Genomic DNA, 19,200 nt, shown 5'->3' on the forward strand with positions numbered 1-19,200 from the left:
GACCGGTTCGGTTCCGACGTCTTGGTGGGTCACTTCATACCGCCTTGGACATGTACACCGCGTTCGTCCCGTAACTTCCCGGGAGTGCGATGTCGCGATGGGCCGCGTATCCGTTCGCCGACCAGAAGGTCTCGCTGCCCGCGACGGAGATGAGGGAGATGCGTTCGTGCGTCTTCGACCTGGCGGCCGTCGTGAGGTGGTGCAGCAGACGCTTCGCCAGCCCTCTGCCGCGCAGGTGTTCGGCGATGACCAGGTCGTGCAGATGCAGATTGGGCGAGCGGAAGACGGTCTTCTCCGCCCGGTTCAGGTCGGGGTACTGGAACAGCGGGTAGGGCAGGGCCAGCAGATAGCCCGCGATCTGCCGGTCGAGACGCAGCACGAAGCAGGTGGCGGGCGAGGGGCGGGCCCGGGACTCCAGCGCGGCCCGGCCCTCCGAGAGGGCGTTGTCGGTGTACGTACTGGCTTCCAGCGCCGCGATCGCGTTCCAGTCGTCGGCGGTGATGTTCCGTATCTGAACGTCCTGGTCCGTCATGGCAGATCCTCCGTGGCAGAACCGGGGGTGGATGTCCCGGACCCGGACGGCAGCCCGCGTATCACGGTGTACGGAAGGGGGCTGAAACCGTTGAAGCCCTGCGTCGCGTAACTGGTGGCGTAGGCGCCGGACGAGAGGACCCAGACCGGGTCCCCCGACGCGACGGCCTCGGGAACCTGGACGAGGCGGTGCTCATGGGCGTAGGCGTCGTCGCTGTCGCAGGTGGGGCCCGCGACCACGGCCGGCACCGAGGGCGCTCCCGGGTGGGACGGGAAGACCAGGCGGTACTGGAGCTGGTCCATCTCGTACAGGCCGTTGAACTTTCCGCAGCTCAGATACAGCCAGTGCTGACGTTCACCGTTCAGCTGCTCCCGCGTGGACAGCCGCGCCACATGGGCCCGGATGGCGCCGTGGTCGGCGACCAGGTGGCGCCCCGGCTCCATGACGAAGTCCAGCGGGGTGCCCGACACTGCCCGCAGCTGCCGGATACCCTCCCGGATCGCCGCGAAGATCTTGTCCAGCGGCGGATCCAGCGGTCGGCCCCGGCTGTCGAGATAGCCGAGTGCGGGCAGCCCGCCGCCGAGATTGATGTGGTCGAGGTGGATCCCCCGGCCCCGCAGGGCCGCCAGCACGCCGGCGAGGCTCGCGAACGCGCTTTCCCAGGCCTCGGCCGTCATCTGCTGGGAGCCGACGTGCACGGAGAGACCGGCAGGTGTCAGCCCCGTGGCCCGGGCCGTCTCCAGCACCCGTACGGCGTCGGTGCCCGAGCAGCCGAACTTCTTGCTGAGTCCCCACAGCGCACCCTCGCCGCTGGTGGCCAGCCTGCAGAACACCCGCGCGCCGGGGGCATGGGCCGCGATGGCCGTCACGTCCTCCACGCTGTCGGTCGCGAAGTCCCGGACGCCGAGCCGGTACGCGTCGCCGATGTTCCGGTCGGACTTGATGGTGTTGCCGTAGTGGATCCGGCCGGCCGGGACGCCGGTCCTGATGGCCCGCTCGATCTCGTGGGGGCCGGCCGCGTCGAACCCGGCGCCCAGCTCCGCCAGGCAGGCGAGCACCTCGTCCACCGGGCAGGCCTTCATCGCGAACCGGACGGCGACGTCCGGCAGTTCCCAGGTCAGCGTCTCGTACTGCTGCCGGATTCCGCCGAGGTCGTAGACGATCCGGTCGTCGGAAGCCGCTGCCAGGGCTTCATAGAGGGGGGTGCTGAGGTGCCCGGTTCTGTTGAGGGGCCTAGTGCTCATGGATGCCTGCTTCCCTGCTCACCCGTATCAGTGGTCCCCAGGCCTGGATCAGCAGCGCGAAATCCTCCATGTCCTGCTGGGCCTCGTTGAGCAGCCGGTCACCGCGCTCCGCCAGCGCATCGGCGAACTCGGCGTATCTGCCGCCGAGTTTCCGGTAGGAACGGTCGAGGCTGCGCAGCCGCTCCTCGTTCTCCTCCCGGTCCAGCCAGCTGCTCTCCCGGGCGAGTTCGGCCACTTTGTCCGCGCGCAGCCGCAGCCGGTCGTCGAGCAGCGAGTCGCCGGCCTCCGCCATCCGCTCGTACACGGAATTGAAATAGAGCATCGACAGGAAGAACTTCACCAACCGCAGCTGGTACGCCATGAATCCGGCGTCGGTGCGCCGTTCCCCGGTGTAGAAGTTCACGATGTGGCGGTTGTGCAGGACGCCGGGCAGTCCGGCGTCGTGGACCAGATGCATCAGGAAGTAGTCGCTGCCGATGGTGTCGGTCGCGGGCGGCAGCGGCACGCTCTCGTACACGTCGCGGTGGAAGCTGATGTTGCACATGTCCACCCGCATGGGATCGACCAGGCCGACGGCCGAGTGATCGTGCGTGAAGAGGCCGGTGCCCGCGCCCTTGAACGCCTCGGCGACCAGCTGTTCCCTGGCCTCCTCCGACCACGTGCGAGGGGCCCACAGGCTGACGACGTCGTGGTAGACGGAGGGGTCGAGCTGCTGGATCTCGCTGATGTCCACGGACAGTTCGCCCACGAAGGAGCTGCCCACCAAAGACACCGTCCGCTCCGCGTGGGCGGGGTCGAGGTGGGTGTCGGAGACGCTGTCCACCGCGTCGATCGCGCGCTTCCCGAGCGACACCAGCTCGTGGTGGACGGGGAACAGCGGCACGCCGTTCAGCGTCTGGTAGGTGCTGTCCGAGTCCCTGCGGTGCAGCGATTCACAGCCGAGCGCGGCAGCGATCAGAAAGGCGCGGTTCGTGCAGGCGCCGTACGAGACCTCGGAAGGCAGCATGAGGTCGAGCAGCAGATCGGGCTTGGGCACATCGGCGAGGCTGATCAACCGCCGCAACAGCGAACGCTGTTCGGCTTCGTCCAGGTGGTGCACGATCACATGCGGCGTCCCGGTGGCTTCACCGGCGACTTCCGCGTGCTCGGCGAAATCCCGCTCGCCCGACGAGTCCAGGATCAGCAGATGCACGTCGACGTCGAAGTGAGCTGCGGCGTACTGCGCCTCGGCGCGCATGGCCGAAATCGTCGCGGCGCACGCCCTGTTGGTGGGAAGGGTCAGACAGATTCGGTGCATGCCAGTTCTCCGGTAAACCGCTCGGCGTTCCGGCCGCCCCAGGATTCGAGTCCCAGGAGCTTCGCGCCGAGGTCGCTCAGTTCGGCGGCGCCGTACCTGAGGGATTCATGCCGGTCCGCGTCGCCGACCAGCGTCTTGTTCCAGTCCGGGGTGGAGAGGGTGCGCCAGGACTCGATCCGGGACTTCCGCATCTCCTGGTGGGACTCCAGCGCGGGCATCATCGAGAGGTACTGGACGGCGCGGACGCCGCTCTCCGAGATGTTGCGTGCCACACCGTGGGCGAGCAGGCCGTTCCAGATCAGCAGATCGCCCGCCTTGAGTTCCGGCTGGACGACTGGGAACTCCGCGCGGTCGGTGCCCGGCCTGATCGGGTCCCGGCCGTCGGGCTGCGCGATCCTCCACCGGTCGAACTGGCGGAACAGCTCGGGCGAGCACTGGAATCCGCCCCGCTCGGGCTCGGTGTCGTTCAGCGCGATGATGCCCTGGACACGCTGGGGCAGCACGCTGAGCGTGGTGTCGACGTCCCAGTGGAGCTCGATGTCGAACCCCTTGTCCGTGGGCGCGATCAGCGCGCGGTCACGGTTCTTGATGTTGGGCGGGTTCAGGTTGAGCCGGTCCAGGGTCACCCACAGCTCCTCGCAGTCCCACACGTCGGCGAACGCGTCATGGACGCGCTGCGCCTGGCGGCTGTCCCAGATGAGCTGGTGGTGGTACGCCTCCACGAAACCGTAGATGTGCAGTTCACGGTCCAGGTCCGACCGGAAATCGCGGTCGGCGTACCAGGTGTCGGGCCGGTCCGGATCGAGACCCTGGAAGTCCCAGGTGAAGTCCAGCAGGCGCTGCGCCGCGGCAGGGGGTATCGCCTCTTTCACGACGATGTAGCCGTAGGTCTGCCAGAAGGCGAAGTCCTCCTCCGACAGCACGCGCAGCGGCTGCGACTTCTTGATGTCCCGCAACGGTGTCTGCGCCAGGTACATCTCCCCGTCCGTACTGAAATAGGGGATGTCCGATGCGGCTCGATACAGATAGGGGTCAGACGTCGACATGCAACCACTCCAGGTATGAATGTGCTGGTTCTGGTTCTGCTTCTCGTTCTGGGCGGAAAGTTCGGGCGCGGCCGCCCGGCGGCGCGTCCCGCGCGGCCAGGGCCGTGGACCGGGCCGGGCCAGGCCACGGAAGGATGCCGTCGGCGGACCGCGGGTCCGGCGGGACGGCCGCGGGGTGGGGAGCTCACCCGCGCGACGGGGGATGCGGCGGCGTTGCCGCGTACGCGCTCCGGGCCGGCACCGCGCGGCGGGAGCCAGTCCCGCGGTGCGGTGGGTGCCGGGCGGCGGGTGGGAGGTGGTGAGGGGGATGTGCCGGGTGGGGCGCGGTCAGCCGGCCAGTACCTCGGCCGCTGCCACACCCGATGCGGTGGTGGCTCCGTAGGTCGTGATGTGCACCGCACCCTGGGTCGCGGAGGCCGGCAGGCCCATCTCGATCACTACGGAGTCGGGCCGCGCGGTCAGCAGGTGCTTGAGGGAGTCCGTCATCCAGGTGTGCCGACAGGCGTCCCGGACCACTACGACCAGCGGGCGTTCGGTGGCGGGGTCCAGCGCGTACTGGTCGAGTACGGTCAGGTCCGCCGCCACGTCCTCCTCGTGGATCCCGACCGAGGTCGTTCCGGCCAGCCGCTCGCGCAGCGGGGCCGCGACGCCCCAGGGTGTCTCCTTGGCGATGGCGAGGTTCATCGACGGGATGAGCTCCACGACGTGCGGTGCCGCGTCGAGCGGCAGGGACCCGCCGTCGGCCAGGGTCAGGCGCAGCGCCCGCCGGGCGGCCACGAAGCCGATGTCCGACTTGATCCGGTGCGGTGGCGTGGCGTGGAAGATGCCGTTCGACCAGGCCGAGAACTCCTCGACGCGTGCGGCCGCTTCTCTCAGCCGCTCCTCGGACAGCTCACCGTCGTGCACGGCGGACACCAGGGCCGCGCTCAGCAGGCCGACCACCTCGGGGTCGGCGCTCTCGCCGCCGACGCACACCGCGTCTGCGCCGCCCGCGACCGCCCGTACCGTGGCGCCGTCGATACCGTAGAGACCGCTGACGGCCCCCATCTCGATGGCGTCCGTGATGACCAGGCCGTCGAAGCCCATCTCCGTGCGCAGCAGGTCGACGAGGAGGCGGGGGCTCAGCGTGGCGGGGAGGTCGGCGTCGTAGGCCGGTACGAGCAGATGGCCGCTCATGACGGCCCGTACACCGCTCTCCATGGCCGCGTGGAACGGCGGCAGCGCCTGCTCCCTGACGGATTCGGCGGTCGCGTCGTAGCGGGGCAGTCCGAGATGGGAGTCCACCGCGGTATCACCGTGTCCGGGGAAGTGCTTGGCGCAGGCGGCCACTCCGGCGGACTGGAGACCGCGGATCCAGGCGCCGGTGTGCCGGGCCACCAGATCCGGGGTCGAGCCGAACGACCTGACGCCGATGACCGGGTTGTTCGGATTCGAGTTGACGTCCGCACTGGGGGCGTAGGTCAGGCTGATGCCGGCGGAGTGCAGCTCGTGGCCGATGTCCCGGCCGACGGCCTCGGTCAGCTCCGTGTCGTCGATCGCGCCCAGTGCCAGATTCCCCGGGCGGGTGCTGCCGGTCAGCGACTCGATCCTGGTGACGTCGCCGGCCTCCTCGTCGATGGCGATGATGAGGTCCGGGTTCTCCGCGCGCAGCTGCCGGGTGAGCCGGACCAGCTGACCGGGGTTGGCGATGTTGCGCGAGAAGAGAACCACGCTGGACAGTCCCTCACCGATCCGGCGGAGCAGCCAGTCCGGTGCCTCGGTGCCCTTGAAACCAGGCTGGAGGATCTTGTAGGCGAGGTGCGTCAGTTCACTGCTTGGTGTGCTGGGCAAGGTCAGCCGGGCCTTCCTGGCGTGCCGATAGGGGACCGAGCCGCCACAGGCGGGCCATGTACTTGGCCATGCGCTTGGTCCAGACCAATTGGATAGTGGCCTGGACCAAGCGTCACGTCAAGTGCCGTGAAGGTGTGCGCTCGCCCCTGTTCGCCCGGAATGACTGCCCGTCAGTACCGCTCCGTCTGCCCCGAAATGGGGCCGCATGGCTCTGGTGTTCCGGCGCGAGGGAGGGTGGATTCCGGCGTTGCGGAACTGCGTCGGCAGCTGAACTTGGCTAGTTCTGGCGGGAGTTCATGGATCGACGGGCTCCTGGGCGATTCCCTTCGCCTCGGCCGCCGGGCGGTACCGGCCATGCTCGATGACCGGCCTGGCCGGGGCGGCGGTCTCGTACGGGTCCGCCGGGGCGTCCGGCAGGGCGGGTCCCGGTGTACGGAAGGCGCGCTGTTACGGGTCGCGGGGCCCCGGGTCCGGACGGGCTCACGCGGGGCCGGGAAGCGAGCGGCGCGTGAACGGTGAACGGTCACCGAGGTCCTGCGTGATACAAGACCGGGCGCGACATGCCTCGCCCGGCCTCCGAGTCACTCCGGGAATTCCCGCATGAATGCCTGTGAACGCCATGATCATTTCGCCGTTCACCATTCAATTGAAGCCTTGAGGACCGGGATCCCTGGCTCCCTTTGCGTGCGTCCGGTTCCTGAGTTTGACTGAGACCGCAAGGAACGAATCCCCCTATACGGATGGGAAGCGTCATGTACTCCACTGAACCGGTGACCGACCGCCTGGCAACCGACCTCGATGAGGATGTCGAGGCTGCGCTCAACCCGGGCGAGGCCGAAGGCGTCTTCCGCGACTCGCGTGAATGCGCGAGCCTGGCGCTGATCAGCGGAGGAGGCAGCTTGCTGCTCTCGCCGCCGACTCCGCGCCCGAAGAGGGCGTAAGCAGGCGCACATGGACGAGTCAAGTGCGTCCTCCCGCATCGCGGGGGCTGTGCGTGACCTGGCGTCCGAGGTGGTCTTCGCTCTGCAGAGCGAAGACCACCTCTCCACGGTCTGCGGCGCCGCCGGAATCGGCGAGGACGACAGAACCGGGATCGCCGCGGTCAGGGTGATCGGGGCCGATCTCCTGCTGCCGAGCCTGCTGTACGGACGTGATCCGCACCCCGGTGACGTGGCGGTGCTCCAGCGTGCCGTGATCGACTTCCCGCCGCGCGCGGGCGCCCCGGCGGCGAGCACCTGGAGCCACTGGGCGATGGAGTCGGCGCTCGGCACACCGCCGACCGGCGACACGGTGGTGGAACCCGATGCCGCGTGGCTCGAACAGGCCCCCTGGCAGGCGTTCACCCACCAGCTCTCCGTACTCGCCCCGCTCGCCAGACCCGCTTCCGCCTCGGCGGTCAACCGGGCCGCGAGCCGCCGGCCGGCCGACGTGGCCCGTGGATTCGTCCGAGCCGTACGGCGCCGCGACTGGCTCCAGGCAGCCGGGGCCGGCCGCTGGCTGGCCACGCTCGACGGGGTGCCCGACACCCTGGGCCTGGCCGCCGGCCTGGACTTCGTCCAGCTCATGGGCGGTCAGGATCCCCGGGTGGCCCTCCATCTGCGCGCGGCCGGACTGATCAGGTCGGGACAGGCGCGGTGACCGCCGCCCCGGAGGCGCGAACGCAACCACCGGGCACCGGGCTTGTGCACGGTGTCGCGGGCGCCGCCCTGGACTGGGTGCGGGAGAACCGCACCGGGTTCGCGCTGCCCGACGACGTCCTGGAACCCCACACCGATGTCAACCGCACCATGAAGCCCCTGGGCGAACTGGCGCAGCTCTGCACCACGGTCCGCCGCCGTACCCATCCCGACGACCCGCATCACGCGGCGGCTGCCGCTCTCGTACGGTTCGCCTGGGAGCAGGTCCGCGAGGGGGAGCTGCTCCTCGACCTGGCCCGCAACGAGCCGTTCGCCACGTACCCCTTCGAGATCTACGCGGCCTTCGCGGGTGAAGGCCTGCGACACGAGGGCTTCGAACGCCTCGCCTCCATCGTTGCCACCACCCGGAGCTGGGCGCTCACCGAGCAGCAGGCCAACCGCGAGCTGGGGCTGCTCAACTCCGAGCGGCGGATCGGCGTTCCCGCGCACACGGCGGCGGACCCGGTGCTGCACCGCACCTGGCTCGGCGGGCTGCCCGAGCCGTGGACCTTCGAGCGCGCTTCCGGGTACGCCCTGACGCATGTGGTCTTCCACCTCACGGACTGGGGCAACGCCCCGCAGCGGATGCCGTACGACGTCGCCGGGTATCTCGGCACCTGGCTGCCGGCGTGGATCGACGGCTGCTTCGAGAACGGCCAGTGGGACCTGGGGGGCGAGCTGCTCGCCGTCGCCGCGTGTCTGCCTGACCCGCCGCCGGTGGAGCTGGTGGAGACCTGCTGGCCGGTGCTCGCCGCCGTACAGGACGCCACGGGCGCCGTCCCCGAGACGGGCCCGCCCGATACCGGCGAGACTCCGCGTGAGTTCCTGAACTGCTACCACTCCACGCTGGTCACGGCCTTCGCGGCCGCCCTGACCCTGGCCCGGAACGGCCTGGTCGGCCCACCGGACGGAGGTGCCGTATGAACGACAGCGAGCAGACAGCAGACGCGGCAGCCAGTACCGGCACCGGCACCGGCACCGGCACCGGCACAGGCACAGGCACCGCCACCGGCATCCGGCGGATCCACGACGTCGGATCACGCGCCCTGGAGTGGCTGTACGCCCACCGCGACGGCTTCCGGCTGGAGGACGACCCGGACCCGGAGGCCGGGGCGCTGGACCGCTTCAAGCCGCTCGGCGAGCTGGCCCTCATCGGGAAGGTCATCTTCCGCGAGGGCGTCGCGGGCTCGAAGCAGGCCGCGACCGCGCAGAAGCTGCTGGATCACGCCTGGCACGAACTGCTGGCGTCCGGAGCCAGGCTCGCCGAGGGCCAGACCCATGAACCGCTGTCGCCGGTGCCCTTCGAGGTCTACGTACCGTTCAAGGAGCTCGGCTACAGCAATCCGCGGATCGAGGCCGCGGCCCGGCTCAACCACCGGCTCGTCAGTCGGCAGGTGCTGGAAGTGCTGCCGGTCCGCCGACTCGGGCTCTCCGCCATGGAACGCCGCTTCGGTCTCGCGCCCGGCCTGCCGGAGGACGAGGCCGCCGCCCGCACCTGGCTCGCGCACCGCCCGGAGCCGTGGACGGTGGAGGGCCACATCGGCTACGACATCACGCACACGGTGTTCCATCTGACCGACTGGGGTGAGAACCCGTCCGGTCTGCCCCCGGCCATCGCCGACTATCTGGCCATCTGGCTGCCGGTCTGGCTGGACGACTGGCTCGCCCTCGGACGGTGGGACCTGCTCGGCGAACTGCTCGTCGTGGACGCGTGCCTGCCGGAACCGACGCTGGACCCGGCGGCCTGGCGCGGCTTCGCGGCCGCCCAGCAGCCCGACGGCGCGATGCCCGTGCGGGGCCCGATGCCCGAGGGCGACGAGGAGCACGTCTTCGATCTCGTCTACCACCCGACCCTGGTGGCCGCGTTCGCCTCCGCCCTTGCGGTCTCCCGCGCCATGGCCGACCTGACCGCACCGGCCCCTTCATGACGAGGAAGGCACCGGGAACGGGACCCGAGTCGGGACCGGAGACGGCGGCGGCGGTGGCGGAAGAGACGGGGACGGAACAGATGTCGACACGCACGCGGACGCGGACCGGGACCGCCGATCGCCTGGCCGCCGCCGCGCAGGCCATCGACGCCCCGGGCCTCGTCATCGCGGTGAGCCACCGCGGCCACCGCACGGTCCACTGCGGGGGCGGCGCCCCTCCGCCGGTCCTCCCGCGCGACCAGCAGCGGTACGAGATCGGCTCGGCGTCGAAGACGTTCACCGGCCTCCTCCTCGCGGAACTCGTGGGCACCGGCCGCCTCTCGTACGACGACGTGGCCGCCCGCCACTTGGCGCCGGGCCGGACGCCGGACACCGCCCCCAGGAACCCGGCGACCCTGCGGCACCTGATCACGCACACCGCCGGGCTGCCCGCCCTGCCGGCCGACTTCTACCCGCAGGCGGTACGGCGCTGGTCGACCGACCCGTACCGGGGCTACCCGGCCGAACGCGTCGTAGCCGCCTACCTCCGCACCCGGCCACGCCACCGCCCGGGCACCCGCTGGCACTACTCCAACTTCGGCGCTTCGGTCCTGGGCCACACTCTCGCCGCCGCGACGGCCACCCCATGGGAGGAACTGATCACCCAGCAGGTCCTGACCCCGCTCGGCCTGGCCGAGACCCGCCTGCACCCGGAGGGCACAGGCGGACCGGGCACAGACAGGCCGGGCACAGACAGGCCGGGCACAGGCGGACCGGGCGCGGGCGGACCGAGCACGGACCGGCCGGGCGCCGACGCCACGGGGTACCGCCCGAACGGCATGACTCCCGTACCGGGTCTGGCCATGGGCGGCTTCCAGCCCGCAGGCGCCGTACGAGCGACCCCCGGCGACCTCCTGACCTACCTGGAAGCACACCTGGACCCGGCCGGCACCCCGCTGGAGACCGCCCTCCACACCATCCGCCGCCCCGTGCTCCGCCGTGGAACGGGCCACCGTCACACCCACACCCTCGCCTGGTTCCAACACCCCTCACCGCAGGGCCCGTTGTACTTCCACGCGGGCGCCACCACCGGCCAGCAGGCATTCATCGGCTTCCGGCCCGCCACACACACGGCCGTGGTGGCCGTGGCCACCCGCCGTATCCGCCTCCGGGACACGTTCATCGCGACGGCGTACGCACTGCTCAGCGAGGAATCCGGCTGAGTTGCAGCTGCACTCGCAACAATTCCTGGAAGCGGGCCGGTTGAGGAACAAGGGGATTCGGCTTGGTCCTCACCGGCTGCGGGGATCAAGCCGAAATGGCCGGCCCTGCGAGGCGATGTGCCGGCTATCCGATTTCTGATATTGGCGCCGGGGGCCTCACATCCACTATGTGGAGGTTACTTTCCGAACTCATGCCATCACGTGTAGTGTTTGGCGCGCCGCTGTCGACGCGGCCGTATTCCGTGAACGTCTGCTCTGCACGCCCCGATGGGAATGAGTAGCCAATGTCCACAGGCACTTTCACAGCACATGGTCCGGACAGGACTGGATGGCACACTGTGTCAGGTCGCCCGCCGGCTGACCCTGCGGTGACTGTCGAACCGATTTCCCGCGGGCGATGGATGCTCGCGGCTCAGGGGTACGTCCCCGTCTCGGTGCACCAGACATCCTCCGAGGTCCATCTCGTGTTCGCGCCTTCCCCGGAACCGGAGGCCTTTCCCGGGTACATGGCTGAAAGAGTCGAATCGGCCGCGCCCCCGGAGCCCCTTACGGACCCCATACAAGTCGACCACGGTGCCCGCACGGTGCACGTCGCGGGGCGTCAACTCGAACTGCCGAAGCTGGAGTTCGACCTGTTGGCATATTTCATTTCCCGGCCGCTCCACGTCCATACGCGCCATCGGCTCATCGCTGCGATCTGGCCCGATTCAGCAGGCAGTGAGCGCACGGTGGATGTGCATGTCGCCCGGCTGCGCCGCCGCCTCGGCCCGCAGTACCGAAAGGCCATCGCGACAGTGGTCGGCGTGGGCTACAAGTACGTTCCGGCCCCCGCGGGGTAAGCGGGAGGCCGGCCTCTACCCGCGCCGTCGCGCGGACGCTGCCGCCTTCGTCAGGAACGGTGGCAGGACGTTCGCCGCGAACCGGTGCAGTTGTGGGCGGCCGCGGGGTGCCGTGGCAGGGCCGGGTCCGGGGGCTGTCGCGGTCCGCGGTGGTGCGGGGTGGCGGGACACCGGCTGCGGCGGGAGCTGCGCCTTCTTGCCGCTGATGCGGATGAGCGGTTCGCCCGCGACGGACTCCTCGCCGTGCCAGAGGTCCTTACGGGTCGCGAGCCAGGCCGCCAGCTCGGCGCGCAGGGCGGAGGGATCGCCCCAGGTCCCGTAGAGCTTGGTGCCGGTGATGCAGAGGACGTGCAGACCTCCGCTGGTCACCGCCTGCCAGGCCGCTGCGGCGACGCCGGGGCAGTGCTCGGCGCGGAAGTCGTCCAGCACGACGACGCCGTACGGCTTCAGCGCCGCGCGGGCCGTCGCGATGTCGGCATGGACGTGTTCGTACAGATGTGAGGCGTCGACATGCACGAAGCGGCAGCTGCCGTCGGCCACCTGTCCGGGCACCATCGAGGACAGGCCCTGCACAACGGTCGGCAACTCGTCGTGGAAGGAAAGGTAGTTCGCCTCGAACGCCCGCCGGGTGAGGGTGGAGTAGGACTTGGCCATCTCGGCGTCGTTGGCGGAGTCGTCGGCAGGGCCGTCGAAGAGATCGCAGACGGTGAAGCGTTCACCGGGGCGCAGATAGGAACCGGTGAAGATCGCGCTCTTGCCCATGTACGCGCCCACTTCCAGCAGATCGCCGGCCTGGGCGAGGACCTTCTGCCGGGTCAGGAGCCAGTCGAAGAGCAACTGGTCCGCCGCGAAGAACCACCCCTTCACCTCGTCCAGCCCGGCGGGGGCCGGAAGTTGCTCGGTGTCATCCGCAGGCATGTAGTCCGAAGGCCTGCTGTCCGACGGCGTTGCGCCGGGTGTGCTGCTGGTCATGAGGGATCCGTTCGGAGATCGCTGAACCCGCCAGTACATGTGCGTCGGGGCGCTGGACACGCCGCGCTGTGGGTTCGGCGGGCCGCGCCGGCTGCCCGAGAGCCTGGTAGCCGCCGGTGTCGTCGCGGTGAGATCCACCCGTCCGCCCCGTGAATGGGCGGTGCAAGATCCGGTCACGCGTCACTTAACGGACATCGACGTATGATGCATCGCTGTATGGTGTGGGCTCCGCGTCCCCGGCGCTGCCCGGCTGCCGGCGGTGTGCCCGGCCGACTCCCCGGCGCTGCACCCTCCGTACGACCGCCGACCCGATCAGCAGCGCCAGTGCCAGACCTCCCGCCGCCGAACCGAGCCGAAGTCCGGGCGGGCGGAAAGCGCAGCTCACCTCTGTCGCGTCGCCGGTCAGGGGGACCGCCACCAGGCCCAGATACGAGCGCGCCGGGCGGTCGGCCCCGTGGCCCGTGTGGCACTGCCAGCCGGAGATGCGGGGCATCGCGAATACCGCCGTTCCCCGTGAGCCCGGCGGGAGTTGGGCCCGTACCGCGTCGTCCGTGACCTGGACCGAGCTGGCTCCCGTCTTCGTCAGATGATTCACCGCCGCGGCCAGTTCCGTACGGGACAGACAGCCCGTCCTGCCGTGCGGATGCGGGGTGACCGCCGCGCCGCCCGGCGCCCGGCCCATCGGCTGGAGTGCCGCGCGCCGGCCCCGCCGGCCGCCGCGCAGTTCCACCGGTTCGCCGCCGCCCAGCCGGGCGAAGCCGGTGAAGTCCGGTGCCGAGTAGAAGACATCGGTGCCGACCGGGCACTTGTCCGCGTACGTGTACACATCCGCGCCAAGGAGCAGTTCCTGGTTCCGGAACGGGGAGCGCCCGAAGTGCGGCACCGGGCCCGGCGGCCGTACGGTCACCAGCGGAGGCGCGGCCGCCCGCGTCACCGTCACCGCACCGGCGCCCTTCGCGTCCGGCGCCGACCGAACCCGCGCGCCCACCGAGAAGATCGCGTCCGTCACCGGGTTGTCCAGCGACTGCATACTCCGCCCCCGCGAGGTCCAGCCGGCCCCCAGCGCGGCCATCGTCCGGGTGTACGGGTCCGGCGTCATGCTGCTGTAGTACGAGCCGCCCTCCCCGCCGACCAGCAAGGGGTCGTTCCCGGTGGTCTGCTGACGCCCCGGGTCGGTGCGGTAACGCGGCCAGCCGTCCGCCCCGGCGACCGCTGCCGCCTCCTCGTCCAGGTGGCGGCCCCAGGGCGCGTAGTCGTCGAGCCGGTGGATCTTGACCCGGTCCGCGTACGCCGTCGTCGCGGCCGCCTGACCCGCCTGCGCCCCCACCAGCAGCAGCACGGCGACAACCGGCTGCCACCGCCGAACCCGCAGCCGGGGCCGCGGAGTGTCGCCTTCCGGTCCCGAGTCGCTCCCGGGCCGCGCGTCGCCGGGCCGCCCGGCGCCCGGTCCCCGCACCCGCCCCGCCCTTCCCAGCAGCACCAGCCCGGCCACCGCCGCGGCCAGGCCGAGACCGAAGAGCGGATACGTATATACAGTCACCGTCCGCGAGAAGCCCGCGAAGGCCGCCCCCGCCGCGAGCACCCCGGCCCCGCCGACCAGGGCCCGGCCGCCCGGCACCCCGTACGAGAGCGCTGTCCAGGCCGCGATCACCAGCAGGCCGCTCAGGACGAACGTCTGCCGGTACGGGCTGCCGTTCGGCGTCGCGAACACATGCCAGAACAGATGCGTGGGCTTCCACTGCATCGACAGCGCGACCAGCACCACGAGCCCCGTCCACACGGCCCGCTCCCGGCGCGGCACCGCACGGTGGAACGCCAGCGCGCAGACCAGCAGCAGGGTGCCCGTGCCGAGGAACAGCGCGGGCGTGGAGAAGCTGTATGTGGCGGGGAGCGTGCGCGCGAACACATCCGTCCATGAGGCGGGCGCGAAGTTCCGGGTCCAGCCCGGGTACGCGTGCCGGGTCCCGAGGAAGACCGTACAGAGGAGCGGGGCCGAGAGGCCGATGCCGAGCAGGACCGTTCCGGCCGCCCGGAGCAGCACCCGGACCGGGCGGTGCGCCCCCGCCCCCTCTCCCTTGCTCAGCAGCAGCCGTACCAGCAGCACCAGCGCGGCCCCGATGGTCGCCATGTACGCGGTGTAGAAGTTCGCGGTCCAGGCGAGCGCGACGACCACCGGCCCGAGGAGCGGTCGGCGCCCGTTCCGCACCCACTCGCCGACCAGGCACAGCAGCGGGAAGGCGATAAGCCCGTCCAGCCACATCAGGTTGTACGACGCCTCCAGGACCGACCAGCCGCAGAGCGCGTACGAGGCGCCGAGCAGCCCGGCCGCCCACCAGCGGCCGGGCCGCAGCGTGAGGAGCAGCGAGGTCATCGCCGCCGAGGCCGCCGCCATCTTGAGCAGCGTGACCACATACACCGCGAGGTCGATCCGGTCCTTCGGGAAGGCCGCCACAAGCAGCGCGAACGGGCTGCTCAGATACGTCCCCAGATCCGGCAGGAAGGACGTGCCGTACCCCGACTGCCAGTTGAGCAGCAGTCCGCCGTGCGCCCTGCCGTGCAGCAGATCCTCGAGGTGGGCGTGGAAGGGGATGTACTGGTTGCCCAGGTCGCTGACGCTTCGGTGGCGCGGACCGTAGGGATAGATGCGGGCGGCGGCGTCCCCTGTGCACACGGCCAGTACGGTGAGCAGCGTGGCCAGTACGGTGGCACGAAGGCGGGGTGTCACTGCCGGACGGCGGGGTCTCATGCCCCGAATATGGCAGCGAATACGCGGAATTGGCCTGGAATATGGTGAGTTCACTCAGCCGTCACCGGGACTTCAACTTCAACTTCAACTTCATCTTCGACTTCGACTTCGATTTCACCTGGACCGGGTGGGTCCTACTGCGCCCTGCCCCTCCCCTCCTCCCGCTTTCAGGAGCGCGTACGCAGATGAACACCGCACGGTTGGCCCCTACGGCGAAGCTGGGCCAGCTGGTCCGCTTCGCTCTCGTCGGCGTGGTGAACACCGGTACTTACTACGGCTGTTACCTGCTTCTGCTCACCCGGCTCCCGTACCTCGCCGCGCACACCGTCGCCTTCTGCCTCAGCATGGTCGGCTCCTTCTTCATGAACGCCCGGTTCACCTACCGGATCCGGCCGACCTGGCGGAAGTTCCTGCTCTTCCCGCTGACCAACGCGGCCAACTTCGTGATCACCACCGGCGGGGTGTACCTGCTGGTGGACGTGGCCGGCCTCGGCGCCGCCTACGCTCCGCTGGTCGCGGCGGCTGCCGCCATTCCGCTCACTTTTGTCATCTCTCGGACGATCATGCTCCGCCCCGACAACCGGCAGGCCCCTGAATCGTTGGTCGAACCAGTGGCCCCCGCCACGCCAAGTGCCTAACATCGATCAACGCAAGGCCTTGTGCTCCCACCCGTCGCCCGACCCCCCTCAAGGAGGCGCCGGGCGCCGCACCAAAGTTTGCACAAACCAGCCCGCCAGGAGGCTCCTTTGCACCGCCGTCGTCGCACTGCGCTCTCCGTATCCGCCGCGCTCGTCGCCGCAGCCCCGCTCCTCGCCGCCTGCGGCAGCCAGCCCCACCCGGGTGCCGCGGCCGTCGTGGGCAAGGACCGGATCACGGTCGCCGCCCTCCAGACGCAGGTGAACGACGTACGCGCGGCGCAGAACAAGTCCCCGCAGGCCGCCGAGCTGATCAGGAGCAGCAACAACCTCAGCGGCATGAAGCTCGGCAACATGATCTTCGACCGGGTACTCGCGAAGGCAGCGGCGGACGCCGGGGCCAAGGTCACGCCCAAGGACATCCAGGACGCGCGCGCCCAGCTGGTCAAGCAGGCGGGCAGCGAGCAGCGGCTCCAGCAGGTCTACCTCCAGCAGAACGGCATCGCGCCCGGCCAGATCGATCAGGCGCTCCAGGAGCAGGTCACCGCGTCGAAGCTGGCCGAGAAGCTGGGCGCCTCGCTCAGCACTCCGCAGGGCCAGAGCGCGGTGCTCCGGGCGATGATGAAGACGTCCAAGGCGATGGGCGTGGACGTCAATCCGCGCTACGGGGTCTGGGACGTCAAGAAGAGCCAGCTCGGTACGTACAAGACGCCGTGGATCACCCAGGTCACCAAGGAACAGGCCGACCCGTCCGCCGGAACCGGAGTCAGTGCGGCGGGGTAGTTTCGAGGGGTGACCGCTGAAAACACCCCTGACGCCACCGGCTCCGCGCCCTCCTTCGCCGCCGTCCCCGAGGCGCTCGACGCCCCCGGCCGGGTCGTACTGCTCACCACCAGCCACCGGGTCGCGCCTGGGCTGCTGTCCTGGCCGGCCTGGCAGCTGCTGCACACGGCGGACCGGGTGCTCTGCGTGGACACCGAGCACCCGCAGCTGCCGTATCTGCGTGAGGCGGGGGTGACCGTCGAGCACGCTGCGCCCGACGCGCACCAGCTGGTCGAGGAGTGCGCGGGCGGCCGCACGGTCGTCGTCCTCCCCTCGGGCGAGGGCGACCGGCAGCTGACCGACGGTCTGGCCAGGCTCGCGGGCAGCGGCCGGGTGCGGATGCCGGACCTGGAGCTGCTGCCCGGTTCGTACGATCTGCCGGGAGCGCGCCTGCTCGACCTGGTGCAGGTGATGGACCGGGTGCGCCGCGAGTGCCCGTGGACGTCCCAGCAGACCCACCGGGGGCTCGCCAAGTACCTGATCGAGGAGGCGTACGAACTCGTCGAGGCGATCGAGGACGGCGACCGCGACGAACTGCGCGAGGAGCTGGGGGACGTACTGCTCCAGGTCGTCTTCCACGCCCGGATCGCGCAGGAGGGCACCGGGGAAGAAGGGGACGAGCCGTTCTCCATCGACGACGTCGCGGGCGGCCTGGTCGAGAAGCTGATCCACCGCCACCCGCATGTGTTCGGCGACGAGACGGCGGAGACCGCCGAGGACGTCCACGCCCACTGGAACCGCACCAAGGCGATCGAGAAGCAGCGTGCGTCGGTGACGGACGGCGTCCCGGTCGGTCAGCCGGCCCTCGCGCTCGCGGCGAAGCTGACGTCCCGGGTGCGGGGCTCGGAGCTCGACGTGCCGCTCCCGGCGGGGGAGGGTGTCGGCTACCGGTTGCTCGCCCTGGCCGCGAGCGCGGAGGCGGCGGGTACGGACCCGGAGGCCGCGCTGCGCGCCGCGGCGCGGGCGTACCGGGACGCGATCCGGGCCGCGGAGAGCGCGACAGCCGGTACGGCTACCGTCGAGGAGTGACCGACAACAGCACCGCAGGCCCGGCCCCCACCCTTTTCACCTGGGAGTTCGCGACCGACCCGTACCCCGCGTACGCCTGGCTCCGCGAGAACGCGCCCGTCCACAGGACCGCGCTCCCGAGCGGGGTGGAGGCCTGGCTCGTGACGCGGTACGCGGACGCGCGGGCGGCACTCGCCGAGCCCCGGCTGTCGAAGAACCCCGCGCACCACGCGGAGTCCCCGCACGCCAAGGGCAAGACCGGCATTCCGGGCGAGCGCAAGGCGGAGCTGATGACGCATCTGCTGAACATCGACCCGCCGGACCACACCCGGCTGCGGCGTCTGGTCTCCAAGGCGTTCACCCCGCGCACCGTCGCGCTCTTCGCACCGCGCGTGCAGGAGCTGACGGACCAGCTGATCGACGCCTTCGTGGCGAGGAGCGCGGAGCGGGGCGAAGGGGAGGAGCAGGAGGCCGGGGGGCAGGCCGATCTCATCCATGACTTCGCCTTCCCGCTCCCCATCTACGCCATCTGCGACCTGCTCGGCGTCCCCCGCGAGGACCAGGACGACTTCCGTGACTGGGCGGGCATGATGATCCGTCACGGCGGCGGTCCGCGCGGCGGGGTCGCGCGGTCGGTCAAGAAGATGCGGAACTACCTCGCCGAACTCATCCACCGCAAGCGGGAGAGCCCCGGCGACGACCTCATCTCCGGGCTCATCAGGGCGAGCGACGACGGCGAGCACCTGACCGAGAACGAAGCGGCGGCGATGGCGTTCATCCTGCTCTTCGCCGGGTTCGAGACGACGGTCAACCTCATCGGCAACGGTATGTACGCGCTGCTCCGCAATCCGGACCAGCGCGAGCGTCTGGAGGCCTCGCTGGCGGCGGGGGAGAGCGACCTCCTCGCCACCGGTGTGGAGGAACTTCTGCGGTACGACGGGCCGGTGGAGCTGGCGACCTGGCGGTTCGCCACCGAGGCGCTGACCCTGGGCGGACAGGCCGTCTCGGAGGGCGATCCCGTACTGGTCGTGCTGGCCGCCGCCGACCGCGATCCGGAGCGCTTCGCCGAGCCCGACACACTCGACCTCTCACGCACCGACAACCAGCATCTGGGATACGGGCACGGCATCCACTACTGCCTCGGCGCGCCCCTCGCCCGGCTGGAGGCGCAGACCGCGCTAGCCACCCTGCTGCGCCGTCTGCCGGACCTGCGACTTGCGGTGGAACCTGGCGATTTGCGCTGGCGCGGTGGACTCATCATGCGGGGATTGCGCACGCTTCCGGTGGAGTTCGGTACGCCGTCGAACTGACGGGTTGTCGGATGCCCGGCTGACGGGGCGTCAAGGCTGTGACTTTCACGTGATCTCCGCTGCATCGACTTGTGACTGGTGTTCGAGTGCGGCTACGTTCACCCCTCGACTCA

The 19,200-nt window shown here is 70.4% G+C and carries 17 protein-coding genes; 10 read left to right on the plus strand and 7 right to left on the minus strand.

Annotated elements, in window-relative coordinates; genetic code table 11:
• Positions 1-34: 34 nt before the first annotated feature.
• From OG452_RS21320 to OG452_RS21340, 5 genes are all read right to left on the minus strand, one after another.
• Positions 35-532 carry a GNAT family N-acetyltransferase gene (locus OG452_RS21320; protein ID WP_327297187.1) on the minus strand — a complete coding sequence of 166 codons (498 nt, stop codon included), beginning with the start codon at positions 530-532 and terminating at the stop codon, positions 35-37.
• A complete protein-coding gene (locus OG452_RS21325) occupies positions 529-1,776 on the minus strand; it encodes a type III PLP-dependent enzyme (protein ID WP_327297188.1) in 1,248 nt (415 codons plus the stop codon). Before OG452_RS21325 ends, OG452_RS21320 begins: the two co-directional genes overlap by 4 nt.
• Positions 1,766-3,073, minus strand: a complete 1,308-nt coding sequence (locus tag OG452_RS21330) for a DUF6271 family protein (RefSeq protein ID WP_327297189.1) — start codon at positions 3,071-3,073, stop codon at positions 1,766-1,768. The genes OG452_RS21325 and OG452_RS21330 overlap by 11 nt, the downstream gene beginning before the upstream one ends.
• Positions 3,055-4,119: a phytanoyl-CoA dioxygenase family protein gene (locus tag OG452_RS21335; RefSeq protein WP_327297190.1), complete on the minus strand. Its 1,065-nt coding sequence runs from the start codon at positions 4,117-4,119 to the stop codon at positions 3,055-3,057. The genes OG452_RS21330 and OG452_RS21335 overlap by 19 nt, the downstream gene beginning before the upstream one ends.
• A 327-nt stretch (positions 4,120-4,446) precedes the next feature.
• Positions 4,447-5,949, minus strand: coding sequence for a glycoside hydrolase family 3 protein (locus OG452_RS21340; RefSeq protein ID WP_327297191.1), 1,503 nt, complete (start codon positions 5,947-5,949; stop codon positions 4,447-4,449).
• A gap of 752 nt (positions 5,950-6,701) precedes the next feature.
• Between OG452_RS21340 and OG452_RS21345 the strand changes: the two genes are divergently transcribed.
• The 6 genes from OG452_RS21345 to OG452_RS21370 all read left to right on the plus strand — a co-directional run bounded on the left by OG452_RS21345 (position 6,702) and on the right by OG452_RS21370 (position 11,594).
• Positions 6,702-6,890, plus strand: a complete 189-nt coding sequence (locus tag OG452_RS21345; protein ID WP_327297192.1) for a hypothetical protein — start codon at positions 6,702-6,704, stop codon at positions 6,888-6,890.
• 10 nt (positions 6,891-6,900) lie between these two features.
• Complete coding sequence (locus OG452_RS21350; protein WP_327297193.1) at positions 6,901-7,587, plus strand: hypothetical protein; 687 nt, start codon at positions 6,901-6,903, stop codon at positions 7,585-7,587.
• On the plus strand, positions 7,584-8,549 hold the full coding sequence (locus tag OG452_RS21355) for a DUF6895 family protein (RefSeq protein ID WP_327297194.1): 966 nt from the start codon (positions 7,584-7,586) through the stop codon (positions 8,547-8,549). Before OG452_RS21350 ends, OG452_RS21355 begins: the two co-directional genes overlap by 4 nt.
• Positions 8,546-9,553 carry a DUF6895 family protein gene (locus OG452_RS21360; RefSeq protein ID WP_327297195.1) on the plus strand — a complete coding sequence of 336 codons (1,008 nt, stop codon included), beginning with the start codon at positions 8,546-8,548 and terminating at the stop codon, positions 9,551-9,553. Before OG452_RS21355 ends, OG452_RS21360 begins: the two co-directional genes overlap by 4 nt.
• Positions 9,554-9,633: 80 nt before the next feature.
• Positions 9,634-10,755: a serine hydrolase domain-containing protein gene (locus OG452_RS21365; RefSeq protein WP_327297196.1), complete on the plus strand. Its 1,122-nt coding sequence runs from the start codon at positions 9,634-9,636 to the stop codon at positions 10,753-10,755.
• Positions 10,756-11,261: 506 nt separating this feature from the next.
• Entirely contained in the window at positions 11,262-11,594 is a 333-nt protein-coding gene (locus OG452_RS21370) for a winged helix-turn-helix domain-containing protein (protein WP_327297197.1), read from the plus strand.
• A gap of 15 nt (positions 11,595-11,609) precedes the next feature.
• On the opposite strand, the gene OG452_RS21375 is transcribed toward OG452_RS21370, so the two are convergent.
• Both OG452_RS21375 and OG452_RS21380 read right to left on the minus strand, forming a co-directional pair.
• A complete protein-coding gene (locus OG452_RS21375; RefSeq protein ID WP_327299718.1) occupies positions 11,610-12,512 on the minus strand; it encodes a class I SAM-dependent methyltransferase in 903 nt (300 codons plus the stop codon).
• 238 nt (positions 12,513-12,750) lie between these two features.
• Complete coding sequence (locus OG452_RS21380; protein WP_327297198.1) at positions 12,751-15,312, minus strand: YfhO family protein; 2,562 nt, start codon at positions 15,310-15,312, stop codon at positions 12,751-12,753.
• Positions 15,313-15,497: 185 nt separating this feature from the next.
• On the opposite strand from OG452_RS21380, the gene OG452_RS21385 reads away from it, so the two are divergent.
• From OG452_RS21385 to OG452_RS21400, 4 genes are all read left to right on the plus strand, one after another.
• A complete protein-coding gene (locus OG452_RS21385; RefSeq protein ID WP_327299719.1) occupies positions 15,498-15,950 on the plus strand; it encodes a GtrA family protein in 453 nt (150 codons plus the stop codon).
• 108 nt (positions 15,951-16,058) lie between these two features.
• A complete protein-coding gene (locus OG452_RS21390) occupies positions 16,059-16,730 on the plus strand; it encodes a SurA N-terminal domain-containing protein (RefSeq protein WP_327297199.1) in 672 nt (223 codons plus the stop codon).
• A gap of 99 nt (positions 16,731-16,829) precedes the next feature.
• Positions 16,830-17,798, plus strand: a complete 969-nt coding sequence (locus tag OG452_RS21395; RefSeq protein WP_405565416.1) for a nucleoside triphosphate pyrophosphohydrolase — start codon at positions 16,830-16,832, stop codon at positions 17,796-17,798.
• The gene (locus OG452_RS21400) at positions 17,795-19,087 is read left to right on the plus strand and encodes a cytochrome P450 family protein (protein WP_327297201.1); all 1,293 of its coding nucleotides are present in this window, start codon (positions 17,795-17,797) and stop codon (positions 19,085-19,087) included. The genes OG452_RS21395 and OG452_RS21400 overlap by 4 nt, the downstream gene beginning before the upstream one ends.
• Positions 19,088-19,200 lie beyond the last annotated feature (113 nt).

The organism is Streptomyces sp. NBC_01197 (assembly GCF_036010505.1).
Classification (GTDB): domain Bacteria; phylum Actinomycetota; class Actinomycetes; order Streptomycetales; family Streptomycetaceae; genus Streptomyces.

Excerpts from the sequence above, each read along its gene's own strand:
- OG452_RS21325 (WP_327297188.1), bottom strand. The coding sequence starts at position 1,776 with ATGAGCACTAGGCCCCTCAACAGAACCGGGCACCTCAGCACCCCCCTC.
- OG452_RS21345 (WP_327297192.1), top strand. The coding sequence starts at position 6,702 with ATGTACTCCACTGAACCGGTGACCGACCGCCTGGCAACCGACCTCGAT.
- OG452_RS21370 (WP_327297197.1), top strand. The coding sequence starts at position 11,262 with ATGGCTGAAAGAGTCGAATCGGCCGCGCCCCCGGAGCCCCTTACGGAC.
- OG452_RS21385 (WP_327299719.1), top strand. The coding sequence starts at position 15,498 with ATGAACACCGCACGGTTGGCCCCTACGGCGAAGCTGGGCCAGCTGGTC.
- OG452_RS21365 (WP_327297196.1), top strand. The coding sequence starts at position 9,634 with ATGTCGACACGCACGCGGACGCGGACCGGGACCGCCGATCGCCTGGCC.
- OG452_RS21335 (WP_327297190.1), bottom strand. The coding sequence starts at position 4,119 with ATGTCGACGTCTGACCCCTATCTGTATCGAGCCGCATCGGACATCCCC.
- OG452_RS21330 (WP_327297189.1), bottom strand. The coding sequence starts at position 3,073 with ATGCACCGAATCTGTCTGACCCTTCCCACCAACAGGGCGTGCGCCGCG.
- OG452_RS21360 (WP_327297195.1), top strand. The coding sequence starts at position 8,546 with ATGAACGACAGCGAGCAGACAGCAGACGCGGCAGCCAGTACCGGCACC.
- OG452_RS21375 (WP_327299718.1), bottom strand. The coding sequence starts at position 12,512 with ATGCCTGCGGATGACACCGAGCAACTTCCGGCCCCCGCCGGGCTGGAC.
- OG452_RS21380 (WP_327297198.1), bottom strand. The coding sequence starts at position 15,312 with ATGAGACCCCGCCGTCCGGCAGTGACACCCCGCCTTCGTGCCACCGTA.
- OG452_RS21320 (WP_327297187.1), bottom strand. The coding sequence starts at position 532 with ATGACGGACCAGGACGTTCAGATACGGAACATCACCGCCGACGACTGG.
- OG452_RS21350 (WP_327297193.1), top strand. The coding sequence starts at position 6,901 with ATGGACGAGTCAAGTGCGTCCTCCCGCATCGCGGGGGCTGTGCGTGAC.